Annotated in this window: 20 protein-coding genes, 1 pseudogene and 1 other annotated feature; of the genes and pseudogenes, 20 read left to right on the top strand and 1 reads right to left on the bottom strand. The window is 44.5% G+C overall.

The genetic code is table 11. The features are described 5' to 3' along the window. The 11 genes and pseudogenes from LJE72_RS01715 to holA form a co-directional block, all read left to right on the top strand. Positions 1 to 1,170 (top strand): annotated as a pseudogene (locus tag LJE72_RS01715) (hypothetical protein); the annotation flags it as partial. Between the two features lie 322 nt (positions 1,171 to 1,492). Then, positions 1,493 to 2,101, top strand: coding sequence for a nicotinate-nucleotide adenylyltransferase (nadD, locus tag LJE72_RS01710; RefSeq protein ID WP_229245672.1), 609 nt, complete (start codon positions 1,493 to 1,495; stop codon positions 2,099 to 2,101). A 139-nt stretch (positions 2,102 to 2,240) separates the two neighbouring features. Next, positions 2,241 to 2,492 carry an RNA recognition motif domain-containing protein gene (locus tag LJE72_RS01705; protein ID WP_229245670.1) on the top strand — a complete coding sequence of 84 codons (252 nt, stop codon included), beginning with the start codon at positions 2,241 to 2,243 and terminating at the stop codon, positions 2,490 to 2,492. A 122-nt stretch (positions 2,493 to 2,614) separates the two neighbouring features. Next, positions 2,615 to 3,211 carry a bis(5'-nucleosyl)-tetraphosphatase (symmetrical) YqeK gene (gene yqeK / locus LJE72_RS01700; protein ID WP_229245662.1) on the top strand — a complete coding sequence of 199 codons (597 nt, stop codon included), beginning with the start codon at positions 2,615 to 2,617 and terminating at the stop codon, positions 3,209 to 3,211. After that, on the top strand, positions 3,186 to 3,545 hold the full coding sequence (gene rsfS / locus LJE72_RS01695) for a ribosome silencing factor (protein WP_229245660.1): 360 nt from the start codon (positions 3,186 to 3,188) through the stop codon (positions 3,543 to 3,545). Before yqeK ends, rsfS begins: the two co-directional genes overlap by 26 nt. Before the next feature lie 26 nt (positions 3,546 to 3,571). Beyond that, positions 3,572 to 3,769, top strand: a binding site (T-box leader). Positions 3,770 to 3,900: 131 nt separating this feature from the next. Then, positions 3,901 to 6,402: a leucine--tRNA ligase gene (leuS, locus tag LJE72_RS01690; RefSeq protein WP_229245652.1), complete on the top strand. Its 2,502-nt coding sequence runs from the start codon at positions 3,901 to 3,903 to the stop codon at positions 6,400 to 6,402. A 191-nt stretch (positions 6,403 to 6,593) separates the two neighbouring features. Further along, positions 6,594 to 8,729, top strand: a complete 2,136-nt coding sequence (locus LJE72_RS01685) for a cell wall-binding repeat-containing protein (protein ID WP_229245644.1) — start codon at positions 6,594 to 6,596, stop codon at positions 8,727 to 8,729. 471 nt (positions 8,730 to 9,200) lie between these two features. Beyond that, positions 9,201 to 10,526 carry a PhoH family protein gene (locus tag LJE72_RS01680; protein WP_229245641.1) on the top strand — a complete coding sequence of 442 codons (1,326 nt, stop codon included), beginning with the start codon at positions 9,201 to 9,203 and terminating at the stop codon, positions 10,524 to 10,526. A 444-nt stretch (positions 10,527 to 10,970) separates the two neighbouring features. Beyond that, on the top strand, positions 10,971 to 11,576 hold the full coding sequence (locus LJE72_RS01675; protein ID WP_229245940.1) for a ComEA family DNA-binding protein: 606 nt from the start codon (positions 10,971 to 10,973) through the stop codon (positions 11,574 to 11,576). Further along, on the top strand, positions 11,573 to 14,032 hold the full coding sequence (locus tag LJE72_RS01670; RefSeq protein WP_229245639.1) for a DNA internalization-related competence protein ComEC/Rec2: 2,460 nt from the start codon (positions 11,573 to 11,575) through the stop codon (positions 14,030 to 14,032). The genes LJE72_RS01675 and LJE72_RS01670 overlap by 4 nt, the downstream gene beginning before the upstream one ends. Before the next feature lie 203 nt (positions 14,033 to 14,235). Next, positions 14,236 to 15,264, top strand: coding sequence for a DNA polymerase III subunit delta (gene holA / locus LJE72_RS01665; protein WP_229245637.1), 1,029 nt, complete (start codon positions 14,236 to 14,238; stop codon positions 15,262 to 15,264). 117 nt (positions 15,265 to 15,381) lie between these two features. Here holA and rpsT read toward each other — a convergent pair whose 3' ends face one another. Continuing rightward, a complete protein-coding gene (rpsT, locus tag LJE72_RS01660) occupies positions 15,382 to 15,654 on the bottom strand; it encodes a 30S ribosomal protein S20 (RefSeq protein WP_229245634.1) in 273 nt (90 codons plus the stop codon). 199 nt (positions 15,655 to 15,853) lie between these two features. Between rpsT and LJE72_RS01655 the strand changes: the two genes are divergently transcribed. The 9 genes from LJE72_RS01655 (at position 15,854) to nifK (ending at position 25,197) form a co-directional block, all read left to right on the top strand. Then, a complete protein-coding gene (locus LJE72_RS01655) occupies positions 15,854 to 16,183 on the top strand; it encodes a phage holin family protein (protein WP_229245627.1) in 330 nt (109 codons plus the stop codon). Between the two features lie 106 nt (positions 16,184 to 16,289). After that, entirely contained in the window at positions 16,290 to 17,378 is a 1,089-nt protein-coding gene (gene spoIIP, locus LJE72_RS01650) for a stage II sporulation protein P (protein ID WP_229245625.1), read from the top strand. Positions 17,379 to 17,773: 395 nt separating this feature from the next. Beyond that, positions 17,774 to 19,342, top strand: a complete 1,569-nt coding sequence (gene murJ, locus LJE72_RS01645) for a murein biosynthesis integral membrane protein MurJ (RefSeq protein WP_229245623.1) — start codon at positions 17,774 to 17,776, stop codon at positions 19,340 to 19,342. A gap of 349 nt (positions 19,343 to 19,691) precedes the next feature. After that, entirely contained in the window at positions 19,692 to 20,135 is a 444-nt protein-coding gene (locus tag LJE72_RS01640; RefSeq protein ID WP_229245621.1) for a HutP family protein, read from the top strand. A 558-nt stretch (positions 20,136 to 20,693) separates the two neighbouring features. Further along, on the top strand, positions 20,694 to 21,011 hold the full coding sequence (locus tag LJE72_RS01635) for a P-II family nitrogen regulator (RefSeq protein ID WP_229245619.1): 318 nt from the start codon (positions 20,694 to 20,696) through the stop codon (positions 21,009 to 21,011). A 2-nt stretch (positions 21,012 to 21,013) separates the two neighbouring features. Continuing rightward, on the top strand, positions 21,014 to 21,397 hold the full coding sequence (locus tag LJE72_RS01630) for a P-II family nitrogen regulator (RefSeq protein ID WP_073028689.1): 384 nt from the start codon (positions 21,014 to 21,016) through the stop codon (positions 21,395 to 21,397). A 56-nt stretch (positions 21,398 to 21,453) separates the two neighbouring features. After that, positions 21,454 to 22,281, top strand: coding sequence for a nitrogenase iron protein (nifH, locus tag LJE72_RS01625; protein ID WP_229245617.1), 828 nt, complete (start codon positions 21,454 to 21,456; stop codon positions 22,279 to 22,281). 39 nt (positions 22,282 to 22,320) lie between these two features. Next, the gene (nifD, locus tag LJE72_RS01620) at positions 22,321 to 23,754 is read left to right on the top strand and encodes a nitrogenase molybdenum-iron protein alpha chain (protein ID WP_229245612.1); all 1,434 of its coding nucleotides are present in this window, start codon (positions 22,321 to 22,323) and stop codon (positions 23,752 to 23,754) included. A 24-nt stretch (positions 23,755 to 23,778) separates the two neighbouring features. Then, positions 23,779 to 25,197, top strand: a complete 1,419-nt coding sequence (gene nifK / locus LJE72_RS01615; RefSeq protein ID WP_229245610.1) for a nitrogenase molybdenum-iron protein subunit beta — start codon at positions 23,779 to 23,781, stop codon at positions 25,195 to 25,197. Positions 25,198 to 25,199: the final 2 nt, after the last annotated feature.

The following is a 25,199-nucleotide window of genomic DNA, read 5'->3' as shown; positions in this document are numbered from 1 at the left end:
GTAACAGGAGCGACAGGAGCGACAGGAGCCACAGGAGAAGCAGGGGTAACAGGGGCAACAGGGACAACAGGGGCAACAGGGGCAACAGGGGCAACAGGGGCAACAGGGGCAACAGGTGCGACAGGAGCCACAGGAGAAGCAGGGGTAACAGGGGCAACAGGGGTAACAGGGTCAACAGGGGCAACAGGGGCAACAGGAGCGACAGGAGCGACAGGAGCCACAGGAGAAGCAGGGGTAACAGGGGCAACAGGAGTAACAGGAGTAACAGGAGTAACAGGAGCCACAGGGGCAGCGGGAGAAGCAGGGGCGACAGGAGCAACAGGAGTAACAGGAGCGACAGGAGAAGCAGGAGCAACGGGAGCAACGGGAGCCACAGGAGCCGCAGGAGAAGCAGGAGCAACGGGAGCCACAGGAGCAACAGGAGCAACAGGAGCAACAGGAGCAACAGGAGCAACAGGGGCAGCAGGAGCAACGGGAGCCACAGGAGCAGCAGGAGCCACAGGAGCAACAGGGGCAGCAGGAGAAACAGGAGCAACAGGAGCAACAGGGGCAACAGGGGCAACAGGAGCAACAGGGGCAGCAGGAGAAGCAGGAGCCGCAGGAGCAACAGGAGCAACGGGAGCAACGGGAGCCACAGGAGTAGCAGGAGAAGCAGGAGCCACAGGGGCCACAGGGGCAGCGGGAGAAGCAGGAGCCACAGGAGCCACTGGAGCAACGGGAGCAGCAGGAATAACAGGTGCAACGGGAACAACAGGAGCAGGTCTGGAAGAGTTTGCTTATATCTATAATTTAGGCCTTCAAGTCGTTCCTTTGGAAGCAGATATATTGTTCAGTGATAACGGAGTAATTGTGGGCAGTATAACCCATGCCCCGGGAACAGCTCCGATTATCATTGGTACAGCCGGCACCTACTCTATATGGTTCAATGCTGCAGCTGTTGAACCAAACCAGTTTACACTCTTCCAAAATAACGTTCCTGTCGCTGGTGCCACCTATGGCTCAGGGGCGGGCACTCAACCAAATCCAGGCATGGTAATTATTACAGCTGGTGCCGGTGATGTTCTAACCTTGCGAAACCATACCAGTGCGGCGGCGGCCACCCTGCAGACTCTAGCAGGCGGGACTGTGAGCAATGCCGATGCATCTGTCTTGATTCAAAAAATAAGTTAGTTAAGAAAAACTGTTCGAGTCATTTAGGCAGCGGTCTATTCAAAAGGATCAAAAATGATATATTCATCTACTGGGAAGCATCTATCTGCAAACCATAAGAATCTTCTCTAAGGTAAAACGCAGGTATGGGTTGAAGATGCCTTAACCTGCGTTTTACCTAGTAAGGTGAAAAATACGGAGTTTTGGAGGTTGATAGTGGACTGAGCGTGGTATACTGAAAATGCTAAGGCGAACGAACTCCGAAGAATCGTTTTGTAGCTTTTTATTCACTGATCTTTAAACTACTGGACATAAAACCAAAAACGGAAGAGGAATTTATTATATGAATAGGTTAGGAATCATGGGCGGGACTTTTGACCCGATTCACTATGGGCATCTGGTTGCTGCGGAAATGGCACGTGCTGAGTTTAAGTTGAGCAAAGTGTTATTTATACCGACGGGGACGCCTCCACATAAAGATAGAAAAGACATCTCAGCAGCAGAAATGCGCTATGAGATGGTGAAACTAGCTATTCAAGATAACCCGGCCTTTGATATTTCTCGGGTGGAAATTGAGAAGGAAGGTCCGTCCTATACGGTTGAAACCTTGCGCGTTTTACGTCGTGACTGGCCGGAATATGAGCTTTATTTTATTACAGGATCAGATGCTCTGTTAGAGATCTTTTCTTGGCGCGAGGCGGAAGAAATATTTAGGTTGATTCAATATATTGGCGCAGCGCGCCCTGGGTTTGATGCGAGTGATTTCTTTCTGAAGGTTCAACATGAACATCCTGAGACTCAGGGGAAAATTCATTATCTGGAAGTTCCCGCCTTAGCGATTTCTTCAACCGATATTAGAGCTAGGGTCCGGCGTGGAGAACCCATTCGTTACCTTTTGCCTGAGAGTGTGCGTCTTTATCTTGAGCAACATAGACTTTATGCAGATTCATGAAATATACAGATTTGCAACAAAAATACTTCAAACTGTTCAATTTTGTAATTAATCATTGTTTTTATTTCGCATACTCTGTCTGGATTTGATCATACTAAAAACGATCAATGATTAATACAAGATAGAGGTGACAGTTATCATGCCAACAACACTTTATGTCGGAAATCTTCCGTGGAATACGACAGCTGAAGAACTTGGTCAATTCTTTAGTGAATATGGTCAAGTTGAAAGCAGTCGGATTATTACCGATCGTGAAACTGGCCGTTCCCGGGGGTTTGGGTTCATCGAGGTTGAGGAAACGGATGCAGCACGTATGGCGGAAGAGCTAAATGGCAAAGATTTTGGCGGAAGACCATTAACGGTCAACGAAGCTAAACCAAAACAAATGTAACCTGCGACTGTATGGGAGACCTCCGCTTGTGGGGGGCTCCCATTTATATTTTGCATCGTAAGCGTTTACTTGATAAAATAAATAGTTAAAGAGAATGTGGAGATAAAGAGGAGCGGGGATACGTGATATTGCAGGTTGAAGTGCTAAGGGATCTGGCGGCCCGAGTTCTTTCAGAGGAACGATTCAGGCATACGTTAGGTGTGGCAGATTGGGCAGAGCAACTGGCTGATCATCATGGATTGGATCCTGTCAGGGCTCGTTGTGCAGGGTTAGTGCATGATTTAGCAAAAGAAGTTTCTTTGAATAATCAACTTAGGTACGCGCGACGGTGGAATTTGCTGCATTATCCTGAGGATGCGCAGAGCCCCTATGTTTTGCACGGGCCGGTGGCTGCTTATTGGTTGGAGCATTATTATGGGTTAGATGATGCAGAAGTTTTAGCGGCTGTCGAGAATCATACTTTAGGAAGACCGGGAATGGGACCATTGGAGATGCTCATTTACAGTGCTGATCTAACCGAACGTGATCGTGATTTTCCAAAAGTGGACATTTTGCGTCAATCCTTGTATGATAATTTAGAAAAGGGAACGTTGGCCTGTGTTGAACACACTTTAATATATTTAAAAGAAAGCAAACGTCCCATTCATCCATTAACTCAATTGACGTTTGATGATTTACAAAGGAGGTTAAATATTGGAACTGGATCAAAGAATACTTGATAAGGTTGTCGATTTTGTTGAAGACAAAAAAGGTGGGGACATTACCCTTCTGAGTTTAAAGGGGATTTCCATGGTTACGGATTATTGCTTAATTGTGACTGGAAATACCACCACTCAAGTTAAAGCCATTACTGACCATTTGGAAGAGAAGTTGCCGGAGATAGGAATACCGGTTGTTCATCTTGAAGGATTGCCAACGGCCAACTGGGTCTTGATGGATTGTGGCGGTGATTTAGTGATTCATGTTATGACTCCGGATCAACGGGAGTTTTATCAGCTTGAACGTTTGTGGAAAGATGCGGAAGTCATGTCAGTGAGTCCGATCGAGCATTAATTCTAATAGGCATATAATTTAAACACGTAAATGCTATGATAGGGAGCAGTACTGTGGAACCCTTTTAAGAGAGGCGGCGGGAGGTGCAAGCCGTTATTGGGAACTTCGGGAACTCGCCCTGGAGCTGTGTTCAGGTTGCAATGAACACCGGTGCGAACCGTTAAGATCGCTTAAGCACTAATGAAAATGGGTGGTACCACGGGAGTAGATCTCTCGTCCCTTTAGGGACGAGAGATTTTTATATTCAGACCCCTATGTTTCGGGCACACTAATGAGTGGATAAAATAAAACTAATACTTATTTCAAATTAGAGAATATAAACAGTGAGTGACTTATTCTAAGGGGGAAGGTTTTTATGCAAGAGAGGTACTCGTTTCCTGAGATCGAATCGAAGTGGCAGAAAGAGTGGGTGGATAGCAAAGCTTATCAAACGGAGGAAAATTCCTCGAAGCCGAAGTATTATGCTTTAGCTATGTTTCCTTATCCTTCGGGAGATTTGCATATGGGGCATGTGCGCAATTATTCTATAGCGGATGTTATTGCTCGCTATAAGCGAATGACCGGCCATAATGTGCTTCACCCCATCGGATGGGACGCATTTGGCCTGCCGGCGGAAAATGCTGCTATTAAGCACCAGACTCCTCCGGCAGACTGGACTTGGAAGAATATCGAGAATATGCGGCGCCAGCTTCAAGAGATGGGGATTTCCTATGACTGGGACCGAGAGGTGGCGACATGTCATCCGGGTTATTATAAATGGACACAGTGGTTGTTTTTAGAGTTTCATAAACATGGTTTGGTGTATAAGAAGAAGGCTGCCGTTAACTGGTGTCCTTCCTGTGCCACAGTGCTTGCGAATGAACAAGTCGTGGACGGCGGGTGTGAGCGCTGTGATACGCTGGTAACGAAGAAAAGTCTGGAACAGTGGTTTTTCAAAATCACGGATTATGCGGATGTCTTGCTTCAGGATTTAGATAAGTTGCCGGGATGGCCTGAAAAGGTTAAAACTATGCAGCGCAACTGGATCGGCCGTTCTGAAGGAGTGGAACTGAACTTTGCGCTGGAAGAGCATTCGGAGAAGATCCCGGTGTATACCACCCGAGTTGATACTCTCTTTGGGGTGAGCTATTTGGTCTTGGCTCCGGAACACCCACTCGTCCTTGAACTGGTGACTGGGACAGAGTACGAGGCGGATGTGTTGGCTTTTATTGAAAAGATGAAAGGGCTTAATGAAATTGCCCGAACTTCTACGGATGCAGAAAAGGAAGGGCTGTTTATCGGGGCACATTGTCTCAATCCGCTGAGTGGTAAAAAAGTGCCTATTTGGATTGCTAACTATGTTCTGCTGGAATACGGAACCGGAGCGGTCATGGGCGTGCCGGCTCATGATGAAAGGGACTTTGAATTTGCCACGAAGTATAACCTGGAAATTAAAACAGTTATAGTGGCTCCCGGGAGCTTACCTGAAGCGAAGGATCAATCGCTCAAAGCGGTTTTCACAGGGGAAGGGATTATGGTTAATTCCCATGCCTTCGATGGACTAGGCAGTGATGAGGCTTTGGAGCGGATTGCCGATGAAGTAGAGCGCCTGAGTATTGGTCAGCGGAAGGTTAATTTCCGTTTGCGTGATTGGCTGATTTCTCGTCAACGTTATTGGGGAGCGCCTATTCCCATGATTTATTGTGATTCCTGCGGAACTTTACCGGTTCCGGAAGATCAGTTGCCGGTGATGCTGCCGCCGGATGTGGTCTTTAAAGCAGGGGAAAATCCCCTTGCCACATCCCCCTCGTTTATTGAAACAACATGCCCTAAGTGCGGGGGCGCTGCTCGGCGTGAAACGGATACGATGGATACCTTCGCCTGTTCTTCTTGGTATTTCCTTCGTTATACTGACCCTCGTAATGATGAAGAAGCTTTTTCTAAAAAAGCGGTTAATCAGTGGATGAATGTCGATCAATATGTTGGTGGGGTAGAGCATGCGATTCTGCATCTGCTCTATGCGCGCTTTTTTACGAAGGGCTTAAGGGATTTTGGGTACTTGGAGGCTGATGAACCCTTCCAAAACCTGCTAACCCAAGGTATGGTTTGTATGAATGGCTCAAAAATGTCTAAATCGAAGGGGAATGTGGTTAGTCCCGGAGCAATTATTGGGAAATATGGGGCAGATACGGCCCGTTTGTTCATTCTGTTTGCTGCTCCACCGGAGAGAGATCTGGAATGGAGTGATCAAGGGGTTGAAGGGTGTTATCGTTTTCTGAATCGAATTTGGCGCTTGGTTGCTCAATATGAGCCACTTTTAAAAGAGAATCAAGACAAGGCATCGACTTCTGACCCAACGGACAGATGGAGGAAATTAGACCCAGTCGGTAAAGAAATGCGTCGCCACACCCATATGGCTATCCAGAGGGTAACCGTCGACATCGGAAAGCGCTACAATTTTAATACAGCCATTAGTACTATTATGGAATGGGTTAATGCTCTATATATTTATAAGGAGCAGCCAACAGCGGATGCTGCAGTGGGTCGAGAGGCTTTGGAAGGGATTCTTATACTTCTTGCCCCGATAGCTCCGCATATTACGGAGGAACTTTGGCAAGAGCTTGGACACACAGAGAGCATTCATTCACAGCCATGGCCTGTAGTGGATGAAGCGGCTCTTGTACAAGATGAAGTGACGGTAATTCTTCAGGTGAACGGGAAAGTTCGGGAACGGATTCAAGTGGCTGCCAAAATTTCGGCTGCTGAATTGGAAAAACTAGTGCTTGCTCAGCCTAAAGTTGCTGAATGGACCGCCGGAAAAACCATCGTGAAAGTCATTACGGTACCGGGGAAGCTGGTTAACATTGTCGTTAAGTAAAAATAGTCTAAAAGGGTGAGTTTGCCAGAGGCAAGCTTGCCCTTTTTAAATACTAGTGATGAAGGGTTATGGCATATATATACTAATGGTGGAATTTTTGTTTTATAATAAATTTCCTAAATAAGGAGGGATTAGAGCTTTATCGTAGAACTAGTTATAAATATATAATAGTGGTTTTAAGGAGGAAAAAAATGAGATCGAAGATGAAAATGACTTGGCTTGTGGGATTATTAACTTTAATGCTGGCAGTTACGGGGTGCAGTCAGAATCAGCAGGTTCTTTTTGATGCTTCTATGAAAATGCAAGATGTGACGTCTCTGCAGCAGCAGACAACGATCACCTTACAATTAAGTGGCTCGGGTTTTGATCCTGAAGTTCAACAACAAGTAGATATGGCTAAGGCATTTATGAATAATGCTAAACTAAGTTTGAATGCTAAAACAAGCACTAATAAAGAAAAGACTGTTGTTAAATCACAAGTTGACATGGACTTGGACTTACAGGGTATGAGCTTTAATATGCCTGTTTGGGTAGACTCGGATTTGACCGGTGATACTCCAAAAATCATAGAGGTTATTAAAATTCCACAAGTAGCATCAGCATCTTTTCCGCCACAATTTGCGGGAAAGGAATATATGGTGATGAATCCCTCTGATATGGGTGCATCTGAACCTATGAACTTTAGTCAGCTTACGGAATTAATTAGTAAAATGCAATCAAAACAAGTTGACTTTTTAACCAGTTATGCTAAACGCTTTAATCCGGATGTCAATGTGGTTTCCAAGGGAAGTCAGTATGTAGAAACCAACGATGGCCGCAAGTCGGCAAAACTCTATGAAGTGAAGCTCAATGATGCACAATTAAAGAAGCTTATCCGATATACGGTCAATAATTTCACCCAGGACGAAGAGGCTATGATGTTTGTTAAGGAGTTTATGCATTCAATCCTAGAACTTAGTCAACTTCCGGAAGATGCAAACACCTTAGGCGAATTTGATAAAGCCTTCGAGGAATTTGATGCTGATAAGCAAGAGTTTCTAACTGAATTTAATAAGGTTATGGATCAATTTGATGATGTAACTTTTTTAGGTGATGAGGGCGTCAAGTTAGAATATGCTATTGTTAATGGGTATGTTGTTAAACAGAGCGGGATCATTGATCTTGAAGTGAATTTAAACGAGATTAATCAATTGATGAATAATCTGACGTCACAAGAGAGTACGTCTGAAGAGGTAAAAGGCAATTTAAATCTGAAGGTGAGCTTTAGTACTGTAACTTCGGGAATCAACCGACCGGTTGAGATTGAAATTCCGGTATTAAATGAAAACAACTCCTTTGATTATATGGATTTGATGGAATCCATGGTGCCTGAAGGAACTGCGGAAGGCTCGATGCGTTTAGCAGGGCAAGACAGCTACAAAACAGCCAGAACTATTGCTGAAGAGTATGAGAGCGGTCAATGTGATAACATTATCTTAGTATCCGGTCTCAACTATACTGATGCGTTATCTTCTAATATCTTGTCCAAAAAATTCAATGCGCCAATTTTACTGGCAGGAGCTACGGTTGAGGAATCCTCAGAAGCATTTGATTATATTGCTAAACATTCGAAACCTGATACAAAAATACTTATTATTGGCGGAACTGTAGCGATTGGTACGGCGTTCGAAACAGAACTTATTAAGGGTGGACATGCAAACATTGAACGCATAAGCGGGTTCGATCTTTACGAAACAGGTATGGCTGTAGTGGATAAGGCTAATGTAGGGCCGGGAACGCCTGTAGTCATAGTTTCAGGGGAAAGTTTCCCGGATGCACTTGGTTCCGCCAGTCTTGTAGGTTCAAAACAGTACCCTACACTCTTGGTTTCTCAGAACTCTCTTGCGGATAGAACGAAGGCTTATATTTCCGGTAATCAGCCTTCTGCCGTATATATTATTGGCGGAGCGGCTGTGATTTCCCAGTCCGTAGAAGCACAAATTAAAGAGTTAGCCCCTAATGCTGCTATTAAACGCCTGGCAGGAAATGATCGCTTTGATACGGCGGGCGTTGTCCTTAACGAGTTTTCAACCAATCCCAAAATTGTTTATTTAGCAAATGGGTTTGATTTTCGAGATGCGATTGCCGGAAGTGCATTAGCGGCAAAGACTGGTGATCCAGTCCTTCTGATTGACCCTGCTCTTAGCACTCTGCCCCCAGCAACGGAGGCTTACCTCACAAAACTCAGAGATGCAGGTGCCCGTCCTATGGTTCGGGCGTTAGGTGGATCGGTTGTTGTTCCGGACAGCCTTATAATACAGGCTGAAAGCCTTCTTTACGGGGAGTAGGCATAAAGATTGGACAGGTGGGTCCGTTCTTTGTATTAAAATGCAAAGAACGGACCCTTTTTTATTGAAGGTTTAGAATCCCCCTCCTTTCAACCTTAACATTTCTTTAACCTATTTGATAGGCTATACTTTACACCCATGTGCTACAATTTCACTAGCCAAGCTGATGACGGTTCATGGTTTAAATACACTCGCCTCCTTGTTTTAATCTTGATTGTTTGATACTAGGCACGGCTTGTGTTATATGACTATGCTCATTTGATATTTCTCTGAGGGATATATTGAGGTCGTCTTCAGGTTTATGCCAATTCAGCTTGAGCGTCATGAAATTTGTTTTGCGAATGGTTAGTGAGGCAGGCAGGGAATATAGTATTAGAGACATTCGGATTCATATCGCAGTGGCAATAAGGAAATTATAGAAAAATTTGGAATATGGTATAAAGAGATAGTTGAAGAAGAGGTGTATTATAGTTGCAAAAAGTATATGTACTCGATTCAAGTGTATTACTGCACGACCCAAACGCTATAGTTCAATTCCAAGACAATGAAGTCATTATCCCTTACGTGGTTTTAGAGGAAATAGAAAGTAAGAAGCGCCTCTTGGAAAATATTGGTCTAGCCGCTCGGGAGGCCATTCGTTATCTGGATCGGTTACGGGAAAAGGGGCAACTTTCCAAAGGTGTGCTCTTACCAAACGGTGGTAGGATTCGGATCGAGTTAAATCATTACTCTAATGAGATTTTGCCCATAAACTCAGATTTAGGGTTGGCAGACAATCGGATTTTAGCAGTCTCCCTAAGTTTAACGCGGGAGGAGGAACGCCCTGTTATCCTAGTCACTAAAGATATCGCAATGCGTGTTAAAGCCGATGCTTTAGGAATTTTAACGGATGATTATCATAATGACAAAGTGGCCTTGCCTTCTATTACGGAGGAGATATTAACTCTGCCGTTAGATGATCACGATGTTGGGGTACTTTACCAAAACAAATACATTCCATTAAAGTCTCCGCTATCTCCAAACCGTTGCGTAAAAGCAGTTTTAAGTGATGGCAATGTCCTGCCGCTTGTAGCTTCAGTGGATGGGGAAAGGCTCGTCTATCAAATGGGGAAGGGTCTCGCTCCTTGGGATATCAGACCTAAAAATTTAGAGCAATCCTGGGCCCTGGAAATGCTCAACAATTCAGAGATTAAATTAGTTAATTTGATGGGACCGGCAGGCACCGGGAAGACGTTACTTGCTTTAGCGAGCGGCTTAGAGCAAACTGTTCACGCTGAAATCTATGTTAGAATGCTTTGTGCACGACCGATTGTTCCCTTCGGTAAGGATATTGGGTTTCTTCCCGGAGAAAAGGATCAGAAAGTGCGTCCCTATATGCAGCCTATTTATGATAATCTTGAGTTTTTACTGCGGGCTCGGCGTGAGAAAGAGCGCGAGAGAGGCAGTGAATCGGTGGTTGAGAGTGCTATTGATCTTCTAATTAAAAAAAGGCAACTCGAAATTGAAGTACTGACTTATATTCGGGGTCGAAGTATTCCTAATCAGTTTATTATTATTGATGAAGCTCAAAATCTTTCAGCACATGAGGTGAAGACGATTATTACTCGTGCGGGTGAGGGAACGAAGATTGTGCTTTGTGGGGATCCGGATCAAATCGATCATCCTTATTTGGATAAAGAGAGTAATGGATTGGCCCATCTGGCTTACCGGTTGGCTGGGCAATCTTTTTATGGTCAGGTTCGGTTGGTTCGTGGAGAGCGGAGTGATTTGGCAACGCGGACGGCGGAGTTATTGTAAGACTTGTATGTACATCGCTCAGTCTTACGACGCAGTGCAAACTAACCCTTCAAGTTCTTAAAGGGGGAACTGGGTCCTCGCTAAAGGTGCCATCCTTGGCGCATTGGCGGCAGTGCACGTCCGTGTGCACTGCCCCGTATTTTGGGGTCGCTTTCACGGAGTTTGCCCATATGTGTCGGTGGATTGAATTAAAAAATGAGGTGATATTATTACTAAAATCCGTATTTAGAAATAAATAGCGGATTTTTTTGTTTATCAAGGTATTTATGGGGCGGGTGAGCATTATTTTCTTTGTAAACTGCAAGCAAATCCCACTAACATAATTCTGAATATACCTAATGCGACAGGATAAGTGAGTCTTCGCGGCAGGAAAAAGAAGGAATAAAGAGGAATTGAAGCAGACTAGTGGGATAATGATTTGATAGAGGCGGGGGGAATGGGATGATGGAAGGGAAGCTTCGCTATGCTTGGTGGTTTGTGCTGGTTGGGGTGGTTATTCTGGCGATTTGGAAGCTTTTTCTTCCTCATGGCACCTATGCCTATGTTCAAAAAGCGGATTCTAGTCGTGAGATTGTTGTGTATGTTGCGGGGGCGGTTGAAAAATCGGGACTTGTTCATTTAGCGCCTGATGCTCGTTTGGATGATGCTCTTAAGCAGGTTCAACTGTTGCCGGAGGCGAATTTAGAGAGTATGAATCCGGCTGAAAAGCTTAAGGATGGCCAAAAGATTACTGTTCCGCGTAAGGCTGTGGTTATTTCTCCGGATCCGGCTGGGAATTCAAGTGATCCTGGAGGGGTCGATTCGGTGCCGGTTGTTTCTTCTGCACCGGTTGGGATTCCGGTGTCGGAGGGCGGAAAAATAAATATTAATACTGCCGGAGCGGCTGAGCTGGACAAACTGTCTGGTGTTGGTCCGGCGTTAGCGGAGCGAATTATTCAATATCGGACTGAACATGGCCTTTTTGCTAAGGCTGAAGATATACAGAATGTTTCTGGTATTGGTCCCAAAACTTTCGAGAAGATGGCGTCTCAAGTGACGGTTGGACCATGAGGGATCCTTGGATTATTCGAGGGGTGGCTCTCTTGGTGGGGGGGCTATCTGGGGCTTACCTTCCGGTTCAAGGACGTTTTTGGATTTTTGGGATTCTTATTCTGTTAGGGGTACGCTTATTATTTTGGCGTCCTCGTGATTTTTTTGGGAGATTGTTTCGTCCGGAGATTCCATTGCTGGCAGCGAGTCTCCTGCTCGGCTTTGTCTATGGGGCACTTGGGGAGCGTTCTTTGCCGGAACCTCTTATCTTAGATCGTGTGGAAATTGTTGGTCTCATAAAAGATTGGAATGTTTCTAAGGATAAGGTTGTCGGGTTGATAAGAGTTGTGGAAGGGGAGGTTAAGGGGCAGTCCTATCGGTTAACTGTTTATCCGGATAGCTTGGGGGAGTTTTCTGGGGAGTGGAAACGGGTTCTGCCTGGAGATCAGGTCAGTTTCAAGGCTCACTTGGAGAGGCCAAAGTCCCTTGGTACACCAGGCGGGTTTGATGTGCGCCTTTATTATGGAGTTAGAGGGTTAAGCGGAAGTATGTATGCCCAAGGGGATGTGGTGCTTCTCTCTGCGGGAGAGCCGAGTCTGACTTGGAAGATTCGTCAACAGGTGCGAAACAGGCTTTTGGCTTGGGATTCGGAGGAGACGGGGGTATTAGAAGGGATTCTTTTTGGGGATTCAAGTCGTATACCTGAAGTGGTTCAAGAACGATATAAGGTGACTGGTGTGCTTCACGTTTTTGCTGCTTCAGGCTCCAATGTTGCTTTTGTACTGGGGTTTTCTTGGTTCCTTTTAGGCTTTTTACCCATGCGGATTAGGATTTTTGGCACGCTTTTGGGGTTGGTACTTTATGCAGCGCTTTGTGGGGGAAATGCTCCGATTGTCAGGGCAACTATTTTGGGGAGCGCACTTTTACTTGGGCGTTTGGGCCGGGGAAAAGTGGCTACCCTAAGATGGTTGTTTTTTGCTGCGGTGGGGCTTTTTATCTATAACCCTTTAATTATTCAAGATCTGGGGTTTCAACTGTCATTTGCAGCCGCTTGGGGAATCGTTGTGTTGACTCCAAGAATTCTTAAGGTGAAGTTTTTCGCAATTATTCCTGGGTTGCTTCGGTTTGCTTTTGCCTGTTCCATAGCAGCGCAAGTCGCTACCTTTCCACTCCTAATTGCAGCGTTTCATCGTGTATCATTGATCGGTTTATTGGTGAATGTCTTTATTCTTTTTATCTTAGGCAGTGTATTGGAATTAGGGCTTATAGGGGTAATTCTCTCTTTTTCCGGAGTATTATCTGCTCCTTTGTTTCAGGCGAGTTTATGGTTATTAAAAGGAACGAATATTATTCTAAAGATGTTGGCAGAATTACCATATGCTGATGTCTGGGTTTTAAACCCGGGACCTATTTTTTGGATTGTTTGGTATGGTGGAATAGGAATTGTTCTGTGGGGAAAAGAGCGTGCTCTTTTTACCCTGAAAGTCAGATGGGTTTACCACCGCAGAGGGTTAAGCGTTATTGCCTCTAAGCTGATTGAGCGATGTCCCTGGGAACTTTGTCAAGGTATGCAACGAAGGCTGGTTAATTTGTCGTTTAGCCCCTTTACTGTCAATCGATTGTTGGTTCGTTGGGGTGGTATCTTACTTATTGTATTCTTGCTCTGGAGTCCTTGGAATTCACAAACTGATCTGGAAGTGGTCATGATCGATGTAGGGCAAGGAGATGCCATATTAATTCGAGGCCCGGAGAAACAGGCAGTTTTGATCGATGCCGGACCACGAAGTGATACCTTCGATGCAGGGGAACGTATTGTTTTGCCTTACTTATTAAATAGAGGAATTGGGCACTTGGATGCTTTATTGATTACTCATGAACATGCGGATCATATTGGTGGAGTACGGGCAGTGCTTGATAATATTCCTGCAGATTGGGTAGGGGTTCCTGCTGTTGGTGAGGGTCTGGAAAATGAGGAATGGCAAGAGGGGCTCCCCCCGGGGTTAACCAGACAGTCAGAGAAACTGCGTATGCTTGAAGCGGGTGATCAAATTGATTTGGGCTCGGGGGTCTGGTTGGCGGTTTTAGGTCCCCATCAAATTCTCGAAGGGACACATTCAGATCCGAACAATAATTCTTTGGTGCTCAAGCTTAATTATCTAAGGCAAAGCGTTATGCTAACCGCTGATATGGAGCAAGAAGAAATGCAGGACATATATGAGACCGGCGCAGATTTGGAAACGGATATTTTTAAGGTGCCGCATCATGGAAGTAGGTTTTCCTTATACACACCTTGGTTAGATAATATGTATCCCCAGGCGGTAGTGATTTCAGTAGGAAAAAATTCCTTTGGACATCCCTCTCAGGAAGTGTTGAAGTATTGGGAGGAACGTCATATTCCGGTTTTTCGGACGGATAATCACGGGACAATACGACTTTTGTTAGGAGACGATGGGGTTGAAATTATTCCCGGTCGCTAATCATTAAAATATTTATTTATTCTTGATTGGGATTGAGATGTATAAAAAGGAAATACTGGGTAACAATAACAGGGAACATCTCTTTTCTCCTCCTCTTTCTTTTGCTCCTCCACTACCGTGGAGGGCTTTTTTTTGTATAAGAGGAAAACCGCCTTGGACTATTGAATTCATACCAATTATAATAAGCGATAGAGGTGGTTTAAATGCGTGAAATTGAACGAATTAAGGAAATCATAGAGAAGGGAAAGATTCCGCTTGTTTATCTTTGGTATGGTGAGGATCGCTTTTTAATTAAGGAAGGGTTGAAAGTCCTTAAGTCCTTCTATTTCACGACGGATCCTTCGGGCAGCGGGATTGAAATGGTTGACCCTAAAGAGTTATCTCCTGCAGAGATCGTTGAGAGAGCGAATACCATGTCTTTCTTTGCCAACCGACTTGTGGTGGTTGATGATGCAACATACTTTCAAGATGGGCAGACGGCAGATTTAGAGCCGTTTCTGGAATATTTTTCGAATCCGAATCCCTCTACCTGCCTTTTATTTATCGCTGAAAGTGTGCATAGAGGAAGAAAACTGTATAAAACTTTAGATCGGACTGGGGGGATATTGGAATTTTGTGCTCCGAAACGTCCGCAGGAGTGGCTCGCTTGGATCCAGTCTGAATTGAAAATACGGGGAAAATCGATGGATTCTCAGGTGGCCTCTCAGTTTATTGACTGGGCAGGGCATCAAACAGGTGTTCTAAGTCAAGAATTAGATAAACTAGTCATTTATGCAGGGGATCGCCCCAAGATAACGATGGAAGAGGTTAAGAAGATTACTACCCGTACGATTGAGGCCAGCATTTTTAATCTTCTGGATGCGGTGGCTGTTCGCTCCTCTGCAAAGGCTATTCAGACTTTGCGTGAAGTGTTACGTGACGAACATCCTTTGAAGGTCCTAACGTTAATGGTTAGGCAAGTTCGACTTCTCCTTGGCTGTGATGCTCTTCGGAAACGAGGGGGAGGTTTATCTGAGGTTCCTTCTGCTTTAGGGATTAAACCATATGAAGCTCAAAAGGTTTGGCAACAATCACTAAGATTATCGACGAAACAACTGTCCAAAGGGCTGTTTGAGTGTTTGAACACAGATGTGGCTTTGAAATCAGGGGGCGGGGATTCGGGATTGCTATTGGAAATGATGATTGTTCGGTTTTGTGGGGAGGAAGAAGGCGACAGGATTGGGAGGATGTAAAGGGAATGTTTGCATCAATGATGCAAACAGTGTCATAGTGGCATGCGTATGCGCGTAGTAGAAGAAGGGCATAAAAAAAGAAGCGACAAATTGTCGCTTCTTTTTTTGCAAGGATGTTTAGCCTACTTGGGCGAAATGTTTGCTGAATCTTCTCGTAAGACGGGACTTCTTGCGAGCAGCTAAGTTTTTATGAATCAAACCCTTGGAGGAGGCTTTATCCAAAGCACGAGCAGCTTTTTTCAAAGCGAGTGCTGCGGTTTCGGAATCCGTGCTGATTGCTTCGTCAAAACGGCGAATGGTTGTCCGTAAAGCAGATTTCGCAGCAGCATTTTTAATCGTGCGAGCTTTTCCCAACTCAACTCTTTTGATTGCGGATTTAATGTTTGGCACTAATAGTCACCCCCTTTGGTTATTGATATTATTCGCATTGTTGCACAAACTATATTCTAACATCAGGGTCCGAAATTATCAAGGAAATTCAGGAAATTAATACAATGTAAATAAAAATTGATCATTTTGTTTAAACTATACCTTGTATCAAATAAAACACAATGAGTGTTAGTAAGAAAATAATTGGAGGGATTTGTAAATGATAGGAATGATCGTACGGTTTATTGTATCTGCTCTGGTTCTGCTTTTGGTGAGTTGGATCGTTCCGGGACTTCGTGTAGCTGGATTTACAGGAGCGCTTATCGCAGCTGCTGTGATTGCTATACTGGGTTATGTTATTGAAAGAGTATTTGGAGATAAGATTACCCGTATGGGACGCGGTTCAATCGGGTTTCTCACCGCGGCTGTTGTAATTTACTTCAGTCAGTATCTTGTTCCTGGATCCATTTCAGTTTCTATTATAGGTGCCCTGTTGGCTTCTCTAGTCATTGGAATTGTCGACAGCTTTGTTCCGACAACGCTTCGATGAACATAATAATGATAAGTTTAGTTTTCTTTAGAAAATAATAGTTACAGGGTTCTACCTTGGACTTGTCCTTCATATTTCTTCAATAAGAGGAAGGGGGACAAGTCCTTTGTTGCGGGAAGATTTTTATCATCGACAAAAAAAGCACTTTAGAATTTGGACATTTAAAGAATGGATGCGTGGGTTTATGCTGGGAGCTGTAAGTCTTCTGGTGATCTTAGGATTAGGTTATGCCCTTCGCAGCGGAAGTTCCCACCAGTTTGTTCACTTTCTGACTCAACAATCTTTTCCCTTTGAAGCCATTTTGTTAGAAGGGGCTCCGGGCTTTTCTCAACCGGAACGGGCTCGTATGGACTTAACCAGACATCAAGGCGCGGCTGTAAGCATGTTTTTATTGACAGGTGTAAATATTTCAGACCCTCGCACATTCTTTTTGGGCTATTATTCTCATACTGCCCAAGGCCCGGTATGGTTAGGGTGGGCATATAACCCGGACGATCCTGAGTTTGAGGGTCCAATCTTAGAACCGATTAATGGCCAGACCCCTAAAGGGAACGAGTCTCCTAATCCTTCTCCGCCTGCGGTACAAGGTGATAGGGAAGTGGTCGTAGGAGTTTATAACACTCACAATAGTGAAAGCTATGCGGGAAATGGGGGGCCTGATCGGGTACAGGGGGAAAATGGAGATATTGTTACTGTGGGAGAGACACTAAAAAAAGCCCTCGAAAAAAATGGAATCGGTGCAGTGCATGATTCGAAAATCCATGACGCAGTCGATTTTATGAAAGCATACAGTGAGTCTGTGAAGACAGCAACTCAACTGATTGAGGAATATCCTTCTATTAAGGTATTATTGGATGTTCATCGGGATGGACTCCCGCCGGGATTTCCTAAGTCAACGGTCAAAGTGAAGGGACTGGAAAGCAGTGAAATTTTATTTGTGATTGGGAAGAAAAATCCTCATTGGCAGAAGAATGAGGCTTTAGCTAAGGAATTGATGGCTATAGGGGAAAAAAAATATCCGGGGCTTTTTGTTTCGAATATTATTTATGCAGGCGAGGCGAGGTACAACCAACACCTTTCTGATGGTGGATTATTGCTTGAATTTGGGAGTCAGTATAATACGCTAGATGAATCTAATAGGGCGGCGGAGGCTTTTGCGGAGGTTTTGGCTGAGTGGTTAGAGGAAGTGTCTTAGCACGTTCGCACAACGTTGCATTTGCTATTCACTTGTTGCTCAGGCTAAACCGCAAAACTTCTGGGCTTTCTGCATGTGAACAGTTGCGGTTCTTCACGCCTGATCAACTGCGCTCATTGACGCAAATTCCACTAATCGTACTCTCTAAGCTAAGAAACTTCCTCTGGCTTTGGGGTCGACGGGTAGGGAACGAGGTCTAAGGGGGCTGTTTGCATCTTTGATGCTAAGGCGTGTATTAAGAAGAAATTTGCGTAAAAGTTATTTGGGATAATTAGAACTATCCCCCTGCTTTCTGCTTGCCTTCTGGATTGGAAAGGTTTCTCTTTTTTCGCATGGTGAAAAATGCTATAATTCGGATGGCAGAGTTAGCGATGGGGAGAAGAGGTTAATTCATTATGTCATCAACCAACCGAACACTTATGAAAGCAGCAGGGTTTCTTATGGCCGCTCAAATGGTATCGCGTATTTTAGGTTTTTTGCGAGAATCATTGATGGCGGGTTTCTTTGGACAAAGTGGTGTCACGGATGCTTACAATACTGCTTTTGTTCTTCCGGATTTATTATATTGGCTTTTAGTGGGCGGAGTTTTGAGTGCCGCCTTTATTCCTGTCTTTTCAGAATTTATTGCTAAGGGTAATGAGGATGAGGGCTGGCGTGTAGTCAGTTCCGTTATTAATTTGATCTTACTTACTTTGGGAGTGTTTGTGCTTTTGGGGCTCTTTTTTACTCCCCAGTTTATTCGTCTGGTGGTGCCGGGGTTTGCACCTGAGAATATGGTTTTAGCGACTCATTTAACTCGAATTCTCTTGATTCAGCCCTTGTTCATGGCTCTAAGCGGGTTGACCATGGGGGTTTTGAATTCGTATAAGATTTTCTGGCCTTCAGCTTTGGGGACTGTGCTCTATAATGCATGTATTATCTTTTTTGGAACGATTTTAGCCAATCCGGAAAAACCTGAGAGCGTTTCGGGTTTTGCCTTTGGGGTGGTTGTTGGGGCTTTAGTAAGTTTTGCAGTTCAAATTCCGGCTTTGCGCAAGGTAGGGATACGGTATTATCCGATGATTGATTTGAACCATCCGGGTGTTCGTCTGATTGGGGCTTTAGCAGTACCTATTATTCTTAGTTATTCTCTCAACCAAATCCAGGTTGTTGTTAATAATAACTTTGGGTCGTTGCTCTTTCCGGGAAGTATTACTTCAGTGTGGTATTCTTATCGCCTCTTTCAGTTGCCTGTGGGGATTTTTGCTTTAGCTATTGCTGTGGCGACCTTTCCGACGATGACTGAGCAAGCGGCTCTGAAGCGGTGGGATGATTTCCGGCAAACACTGTCCAATGCCATTCGCATGGTCATTTTCATAACCCTGCCCATTTCTGCAGGTATGATTGTTTTGCGTTTTCCCCTGATCCGTGTTCTATTTCAGCATGGTCAGTTTTCGGCAGACGACACATTTACCATGGCGATTCCTCTGTTTTATTTTTCGATAGGCATATCTTCACAAGCGGTCATTCAGATTCTGCCAAGGGCATTTTATGCCCTTCAGGATACTTGGACTCCTGTTATATTAGGAATTATTGCAATGGCGGTTAACATATTAGCCATGTATCTATTGATTGGGCCCTTGGCTCATGGAGGTTTAGCTTTTGCCACTACAATTGCAGCTTTTGTGAATATGTTGTTACTGTTTTACCTGTTGCGCAAGAGGTTAGGAAAAATGGACGGGTGGGCGATGTTTTGGACAAGTATAAAATCTTTGGCAGCTTCGATTATTATGGCAGGTGTGATCTGGGGGTGGAATGAATGGCTCACTCCGCTGACTGGTGTCCGTACCTTTGGTTCGTTGTTCATATTGATAACTGGAACTGCAGTTGGAGTGATTGTATTTGCCTTTATGGCAAAGTTGTTCAGGATGGATGAGTTTAGGCAGGTCATGGGTTTAGTGCGCCGAAAGATGGGAACACGTTAAGTCAACGATTTAATCTCACGCAGTAATTGAGTCAATTATTCGGAATAAATACTTAAATAATGCTGAGAATAGCTGATTGCCAGGATGATGTAAATTCAAGTAAAATAGCGTTACGGCTTAATATGGTACTTAAACATGATATATTTGATAGTATTTCAACAGATTTGGTTTTTTTTGCTTGATGACAAAGAGCGCAATATCAAGTACTATATGGAATATACTCAGTGAAAAGGATTCGGCAATGGAGCCGTCATGATATCTTAAAAGATATCTGGCGGCTTTTTCTAATTCTAGTTAGGAAGTTTAAGTGCAACGAAGGCGATAACTTGTAACAAAGGGGGAGCGAAACTTGAAAGCATCGGTACCCATGGAAAAAGTGAAACCTTCCTTAGAACGCTCAGCCTTGTTGTTAGCTATGACACAGACCAGAGAGGAAGAGGAGAAACTTAAGAAGTCTCTGTTTGAGTCATATAATCTGCGTTGTGGTGTGACCGAACTTGGGGGAACTGTTGCGAATCTCCAACATACGGGTAAGCTTACAAATTCGGTGATGGCAACAGCATTTAATACTGGGGTCATTCCCAAGGAAGACCGAAAGATTCATGCCCTTATCCATGCTACCTTAGAAGCGAGCAACAGTATTTTTATTCATACTAACAGTAATGCTAGTTTCGCTCTTAAAATCGGGTTAACGACGGACACCGAATGGATTGCGGTAGCGATTTATGGCCGTTCTTCCCTTCACCCTCTCTTAGAACACGCACGTGTAGGATTAGGTGTAATGCATCTTTGATTAGAGAGAAAAAGGTTAAGAGTTAGGAATGAAAGAGTCAGAGAGTTAGATCAAAGAATAGGGATCTTGAGAATATAGGAGCTGGGACAGAGTCAAAAAGTTTTCAGATCGAGAGATACTAAGATAGCTAGATACCGAGATGCCGATATAGCTAAATATAAGAATACTAAGATACCGAGATATCGGGATTGTTAGATACTAGAATAACGAATTAGTGACAGAGTTAGAGTTAGAGTAAGTCTGAGAAGACTAAAGCGAATATTTATTTCCATAGTATAACTTCATAACCGGGCACCAAATCAATCGTGGATTTGGAGCGGAAAAGTGTTTTAGAGAGCCCTTAATTAGTTTAATTAATTAAGGGCTCTCTTTGTCTTTTCATCGTTGACTCTCAGATCAGACAGAGAGGAAGGGCTTAGTTGCGAGATTAAAACAAGAGTTACTTTGACGATTTGAACTCAGTGCTGCTTAAGGGAGGTGATGCGGTGGACATTTATTTTGACTCATGGATGACTGCGGGCTATGAAAAGAGACTTAATTTTGAGGAGGATGAACTATATGAAAATGATTAGAGCAATTGTAAGACCCGATAAATCTGAGGTTGTGTCTGAAGCTTTAGCGCAGGTCGGAATGCCCTCGTTGACAAAGATGCACGTCTTTGGTCGCGGCAGAACTAAAGGGATTCGAATTGGGGATGTGGTTTATGATGAGTTTCCCAAAACTTTGCTGCTCATGGTTGTAGAGGATGAAAAGTTGGATGAGGCTATAAGTGTCATTCTGGAGAGTGCCAAAACAGGAACCATGGGAGATGGAAAAATCTTTGTGACGGAAGTGGAAGAGGCTTATACCGTAAGTAAAGGGACAAAGGGGTTGTAACGATGAAGGAAATAATGATGGTGATTCGACGTCATCAGGTACCGGCGACAAAAAAGGCTTTTGAGGATGCAGGCTTCCCTGCTTTGACCATACAAAGCGTTGAGGGTCGAGGGAAGCAGGGGGGCATCGGGGGATGGGCGGCTGAGATTGATCCTGAATTGAATTCGGTGATGGGCGGTGAAAACACTGATGAGCCCAGATTCCATTGGATTCCCAAACGGTTGTTAACCCTTGTGGTTCAGGACGACCAAGTAGAAGATGCCGTCGGCGTGATTATTAAGGCTAATCAGACGGGGCACATGGGGGATGGTAAGATCTTCGTCTGTCCATTGAAAGAGGTTGTTCGGGTTCGCACGGGGGAAGTGGGAAAAGAAGCAGTTGTTTAGATTGATATATAAATTACCCGGAAATTTGATTAGGTAAGTTAAGGAGATGTATTGATATGAGACAAATCGCGATATACGGCAAAGGCGGTATCGGAAAATCAACCACAACCCAAAACACGGTTGTCGCACTGGCTGAAATGGGCAGGAAGATTACGATTGTCGGCTGTGACCCTAAAGCAGATTCCACACGTTTGATTATGCACACTAAAGCCCAAGCAACAGTTATGGACTTAGCCCGTGAAAGGGGGACTGTCGAAGATCTGGAACTGGATGAGGTTTTGATGCAAGGGTTTTTAGGCGTTAAATGTGCAGAATCCGGCGGTCCGGAACCGGGTGTCGGTTGTGCAGGCCGGGGGGTAATCACAGCCATTAACTTCCTGGAGGAAAACGGGGCGTATACAGAGGATACGGATTATGTGTTCTACGATGTTTTAGGGGACGTAGTTTGCGGCGGATTTGCTATGCCGATCCGCGAGAATAAAGCCAAGGAAATATACATTGTTGCCTCGGGAGAAATGATGGCTATGTATGCAGCCAATAACATTTCGAGAGGAATCTTAAAATACGCGACAACCGGGACCGTTCGTCTTGGTGGCTTGATTTGTAACAGTCGTCAAACAGACAAAGAACTAGAATTAATGGAAGCCTTGGCCAAAAAAATTAATACTCAGCTAATTCACTTCATCCCCCGGGATAACGAGGTCCAACGGGCTGAATTGCGTAAAATGACCGTTATCGAATATAACCGGACCCATAAACAAGCGGATGAATATCGAAAATTAGCCCAAAAAATCGAGAACAATAAAATGATGACCATTCCGACTCCGATCTCAATGGAGGAGCTGGAAGAGTTATTGATGGAATACGGAATCATGGAAATGTAGGATCAGCTGGTTATAGGATTATTGAGGGGGGGCAGCGTTGTGAGCACAAAGGAAACAATTGAATTCAGAAAACAAGTTGTGGAAGAAGTACTGGAGGTTTATCCGGAAAAGGCCAAAAAAAATCGGAGGCAGCATATTGCGGTCAAAGACAGTGAGTGTGCCGGCTGCGCAGTCAAATCCAATGCGAAAACAGTTCCCGGAATCATGACCGCACGGGGGTGTGCGTACGCCGGAGCTAAAGGGGTTGTTTGGGGTCCGGTCAAGGATGTGGTGCATATTTCCCATGGACCTGTTGGGTGCGGCTATTATTCTTGGGGTAACCGCCGGAACTTAGCAGAAGGAGAAATCGGCGTTGACAACTTTGTGCCTTTTCTCTTCACCTCGGACTTCCAAGAAAGCGATATCATCTACGGTGGGGACAAAAAACTGGAGAAAATCATTGACGAGGTTGTGGGGCTTTTCCCGAACGCCAAAGGTGTTTCTGTTCTCTCAGAATGTCCTGTCGGACTGATTGGAGACGACATTGAAAGTGTCGCTCGCCGCATGAGTGAGAAAATAGAACTTCCGGTCATCCCGGTTCGTTGTGAAGGGTTTAGGGGAATAAGCCAGTCTTTGGGTCATCATATTGCGAATGATGCAATTCGGGATCATCTGTTAGGTAAAGGTCCGGCCAGAGAAATCGGAAAATACGATATCGGAATTATCGGGGATTACAATATCGGCGGAGATGCCTGGGCCAGTAAAAAAATCTTGGAGGAAATGGGTTTAAAGGTTGTCAATATTTGGACCGGCGACTCTACCCTGGAAATGCTTCAGAATGGACATCTTGTCAAGCTTAATCTAATCCACTGCTTCAGAAGTATGAATTATATTGCAAAACACATGGAAGAAACCTACGGAACTCCTTGGATAGAATTTAACTTCTTCGGACCCACTAAAATTAAGGAATCAATTCTTAAAATTGCTGCCCAATTTGATGACTATATTATGGAAAAAGCCTTAAAAGTGATCGAGAAATATACAGTACCGATGCAGAAAGTGATCGATATCTACCGCCCGCGCCTGGAAGGAAAAAGCGTCATGCTTTATGTAGGAGGGCTTCGACCGAGACACATTGTGGGAGCTTATGAAGATTTGGGCATGGAGGTTATCGGAACAGGCTATGAATTTGCTCATAATGAGGATTACGAGAAAACAATTCCTGCCTTAAAAGAAGGAACGTTGATTTATGATGATGTGACAGCTTTAGAGCTGGAAGAGTTCGTAAAGAAGCTCAAACCTGACTTAGTTGGATCAGGAATCAAAGAAAAGTATGTCTTTGAAAAAATGGGGCTTCCCTTCCGTCAAATGCACTCTTGGGATTATTCAGGTCCGTATCACGGATACCAAGGATTTCCTATCTTTGCTCGGGATATGGATATGGCCATTAACAGCCCAACCTGGAAATCTATCAAAGCTCCTTGGTCAAAATAAATCGGGCAGAAAGGATGTCACACAATGGAAACTAGTACTAAGGTAACAAAAGAATGGCTGAATACTCAAGAATACCGAGAAAAGAATTTTGCCCGTGAAAAACTGGTCATCAATCCGGCCAAAGCTTGCCAACCCCTGGGAGCCTTGCTTTGTGCCTTAGGAATCGAAGCAAGCCTCCCCTTTGTTCATGGTTCACAAGGATGCGCCGCTTATTTTCGCAGTACCCTCTCTCGCCATTACAGGGAACCGGTCGCAGCGGTATCTGATTCTATGACTGAGGATTCTGCGGTATTTGGCGGACAGTCTAATCTTATTGAAGGTTTGAAGAATGCTAATGCACTTTACAGCCCAAAGGTGGTCGCTATGTTCACCAGCTGTATGGCTGAAGTCATCGGGGACGATATCAATGCTTATTTAGGCAATGCCAAAGAACAAGAAGCGATTCCCAAAGATCTTCCCGTAGCATTAGCCAACACCCCAAGCTTTAAGGGGTCGCATATAACTGGGTATGACACCATGCTCAAAGGTCTCATTGAGTGTTTGGCTGTGCCCAGACAGGAGGATAAAATCAACGACCGACTGTATGTCGTCCCGGGTTTTGACACTTATACCGCCAATCTTCGTGAATACAAACGACTTCTTAAAGTAATGGAGGCACCTTTTACCCTGTTGCCTGACCAGAGTGATGTTTTAGATACTCCTAATTTGGGAACCTACGAATTGTACCCAGGGGGAACACCTATTACAGAAATGAACGAAGCTCTAAACGCTGGAAGTTTCCTATTCGCACAGACTTACTCTACTCCCACAACTCGTAAATATCTGGCCGGTAAGGAAGTCCCGGTCGAAGTAATTTCTATGCCCATCGGGATTGGGGGCACGGACAAATTTATAGAAGCCGTCGCCAAATTCACGGGGAAAGACGTACCGGAGGAAATTACCATTGAACGGGGACGTTCCATCGATGCCATGACGGATTCCCATCAATACATTCATGGCAAGAAATTTGCGTTGTTTGGTGATCCGGATGTTCTGATAGGCGTCGTTTCATTCTTGCTGGAAATGGGAGGAGAGCCGGTCCACATCGTTTGCACAAATTCCACCCCCTTATTTAAGAAAGCCATGGAAAGTATGCTGGAGGCCAGCCCTTATGGTCAAGGAGCCACTCTTTATGCAGGCAAAGACCTTTGGCATCTCAGATCCCTTTTGGTTACGGAACCGGTCGATATGTTGATTGGGGACTCCCATGGAAAATGGGCTGCCCGCGACGCCAATATTCCGCTGGTCAGAATAGGTTTCCCTATCACGGATCGGGTGAATCTCCATCGTTATCCCATCATCGGGTATTCCGGAGTTATCAATATGATAACCATGATCGTAAATACGTTTTTGGAGGAAGTCGACAGGAATTCCCCAGAGGCATACTTTGAAATGATGCGTTAAAG

The sequence above is a fragment of the Desulfosporosinus shakirovi genome (assembly GCF_020595055.1).
Classification (GTDB): Bacteria; Bacillota; Desulfitobacteriia; order Desulfitobacteriales; family Desulfitobacteriaceae; genus Desulfosporosinus; species Desulfosporosinus shakirovi.
This window is presented reverse-complemented; position numbering and strand designations above follow the sequence as displayed.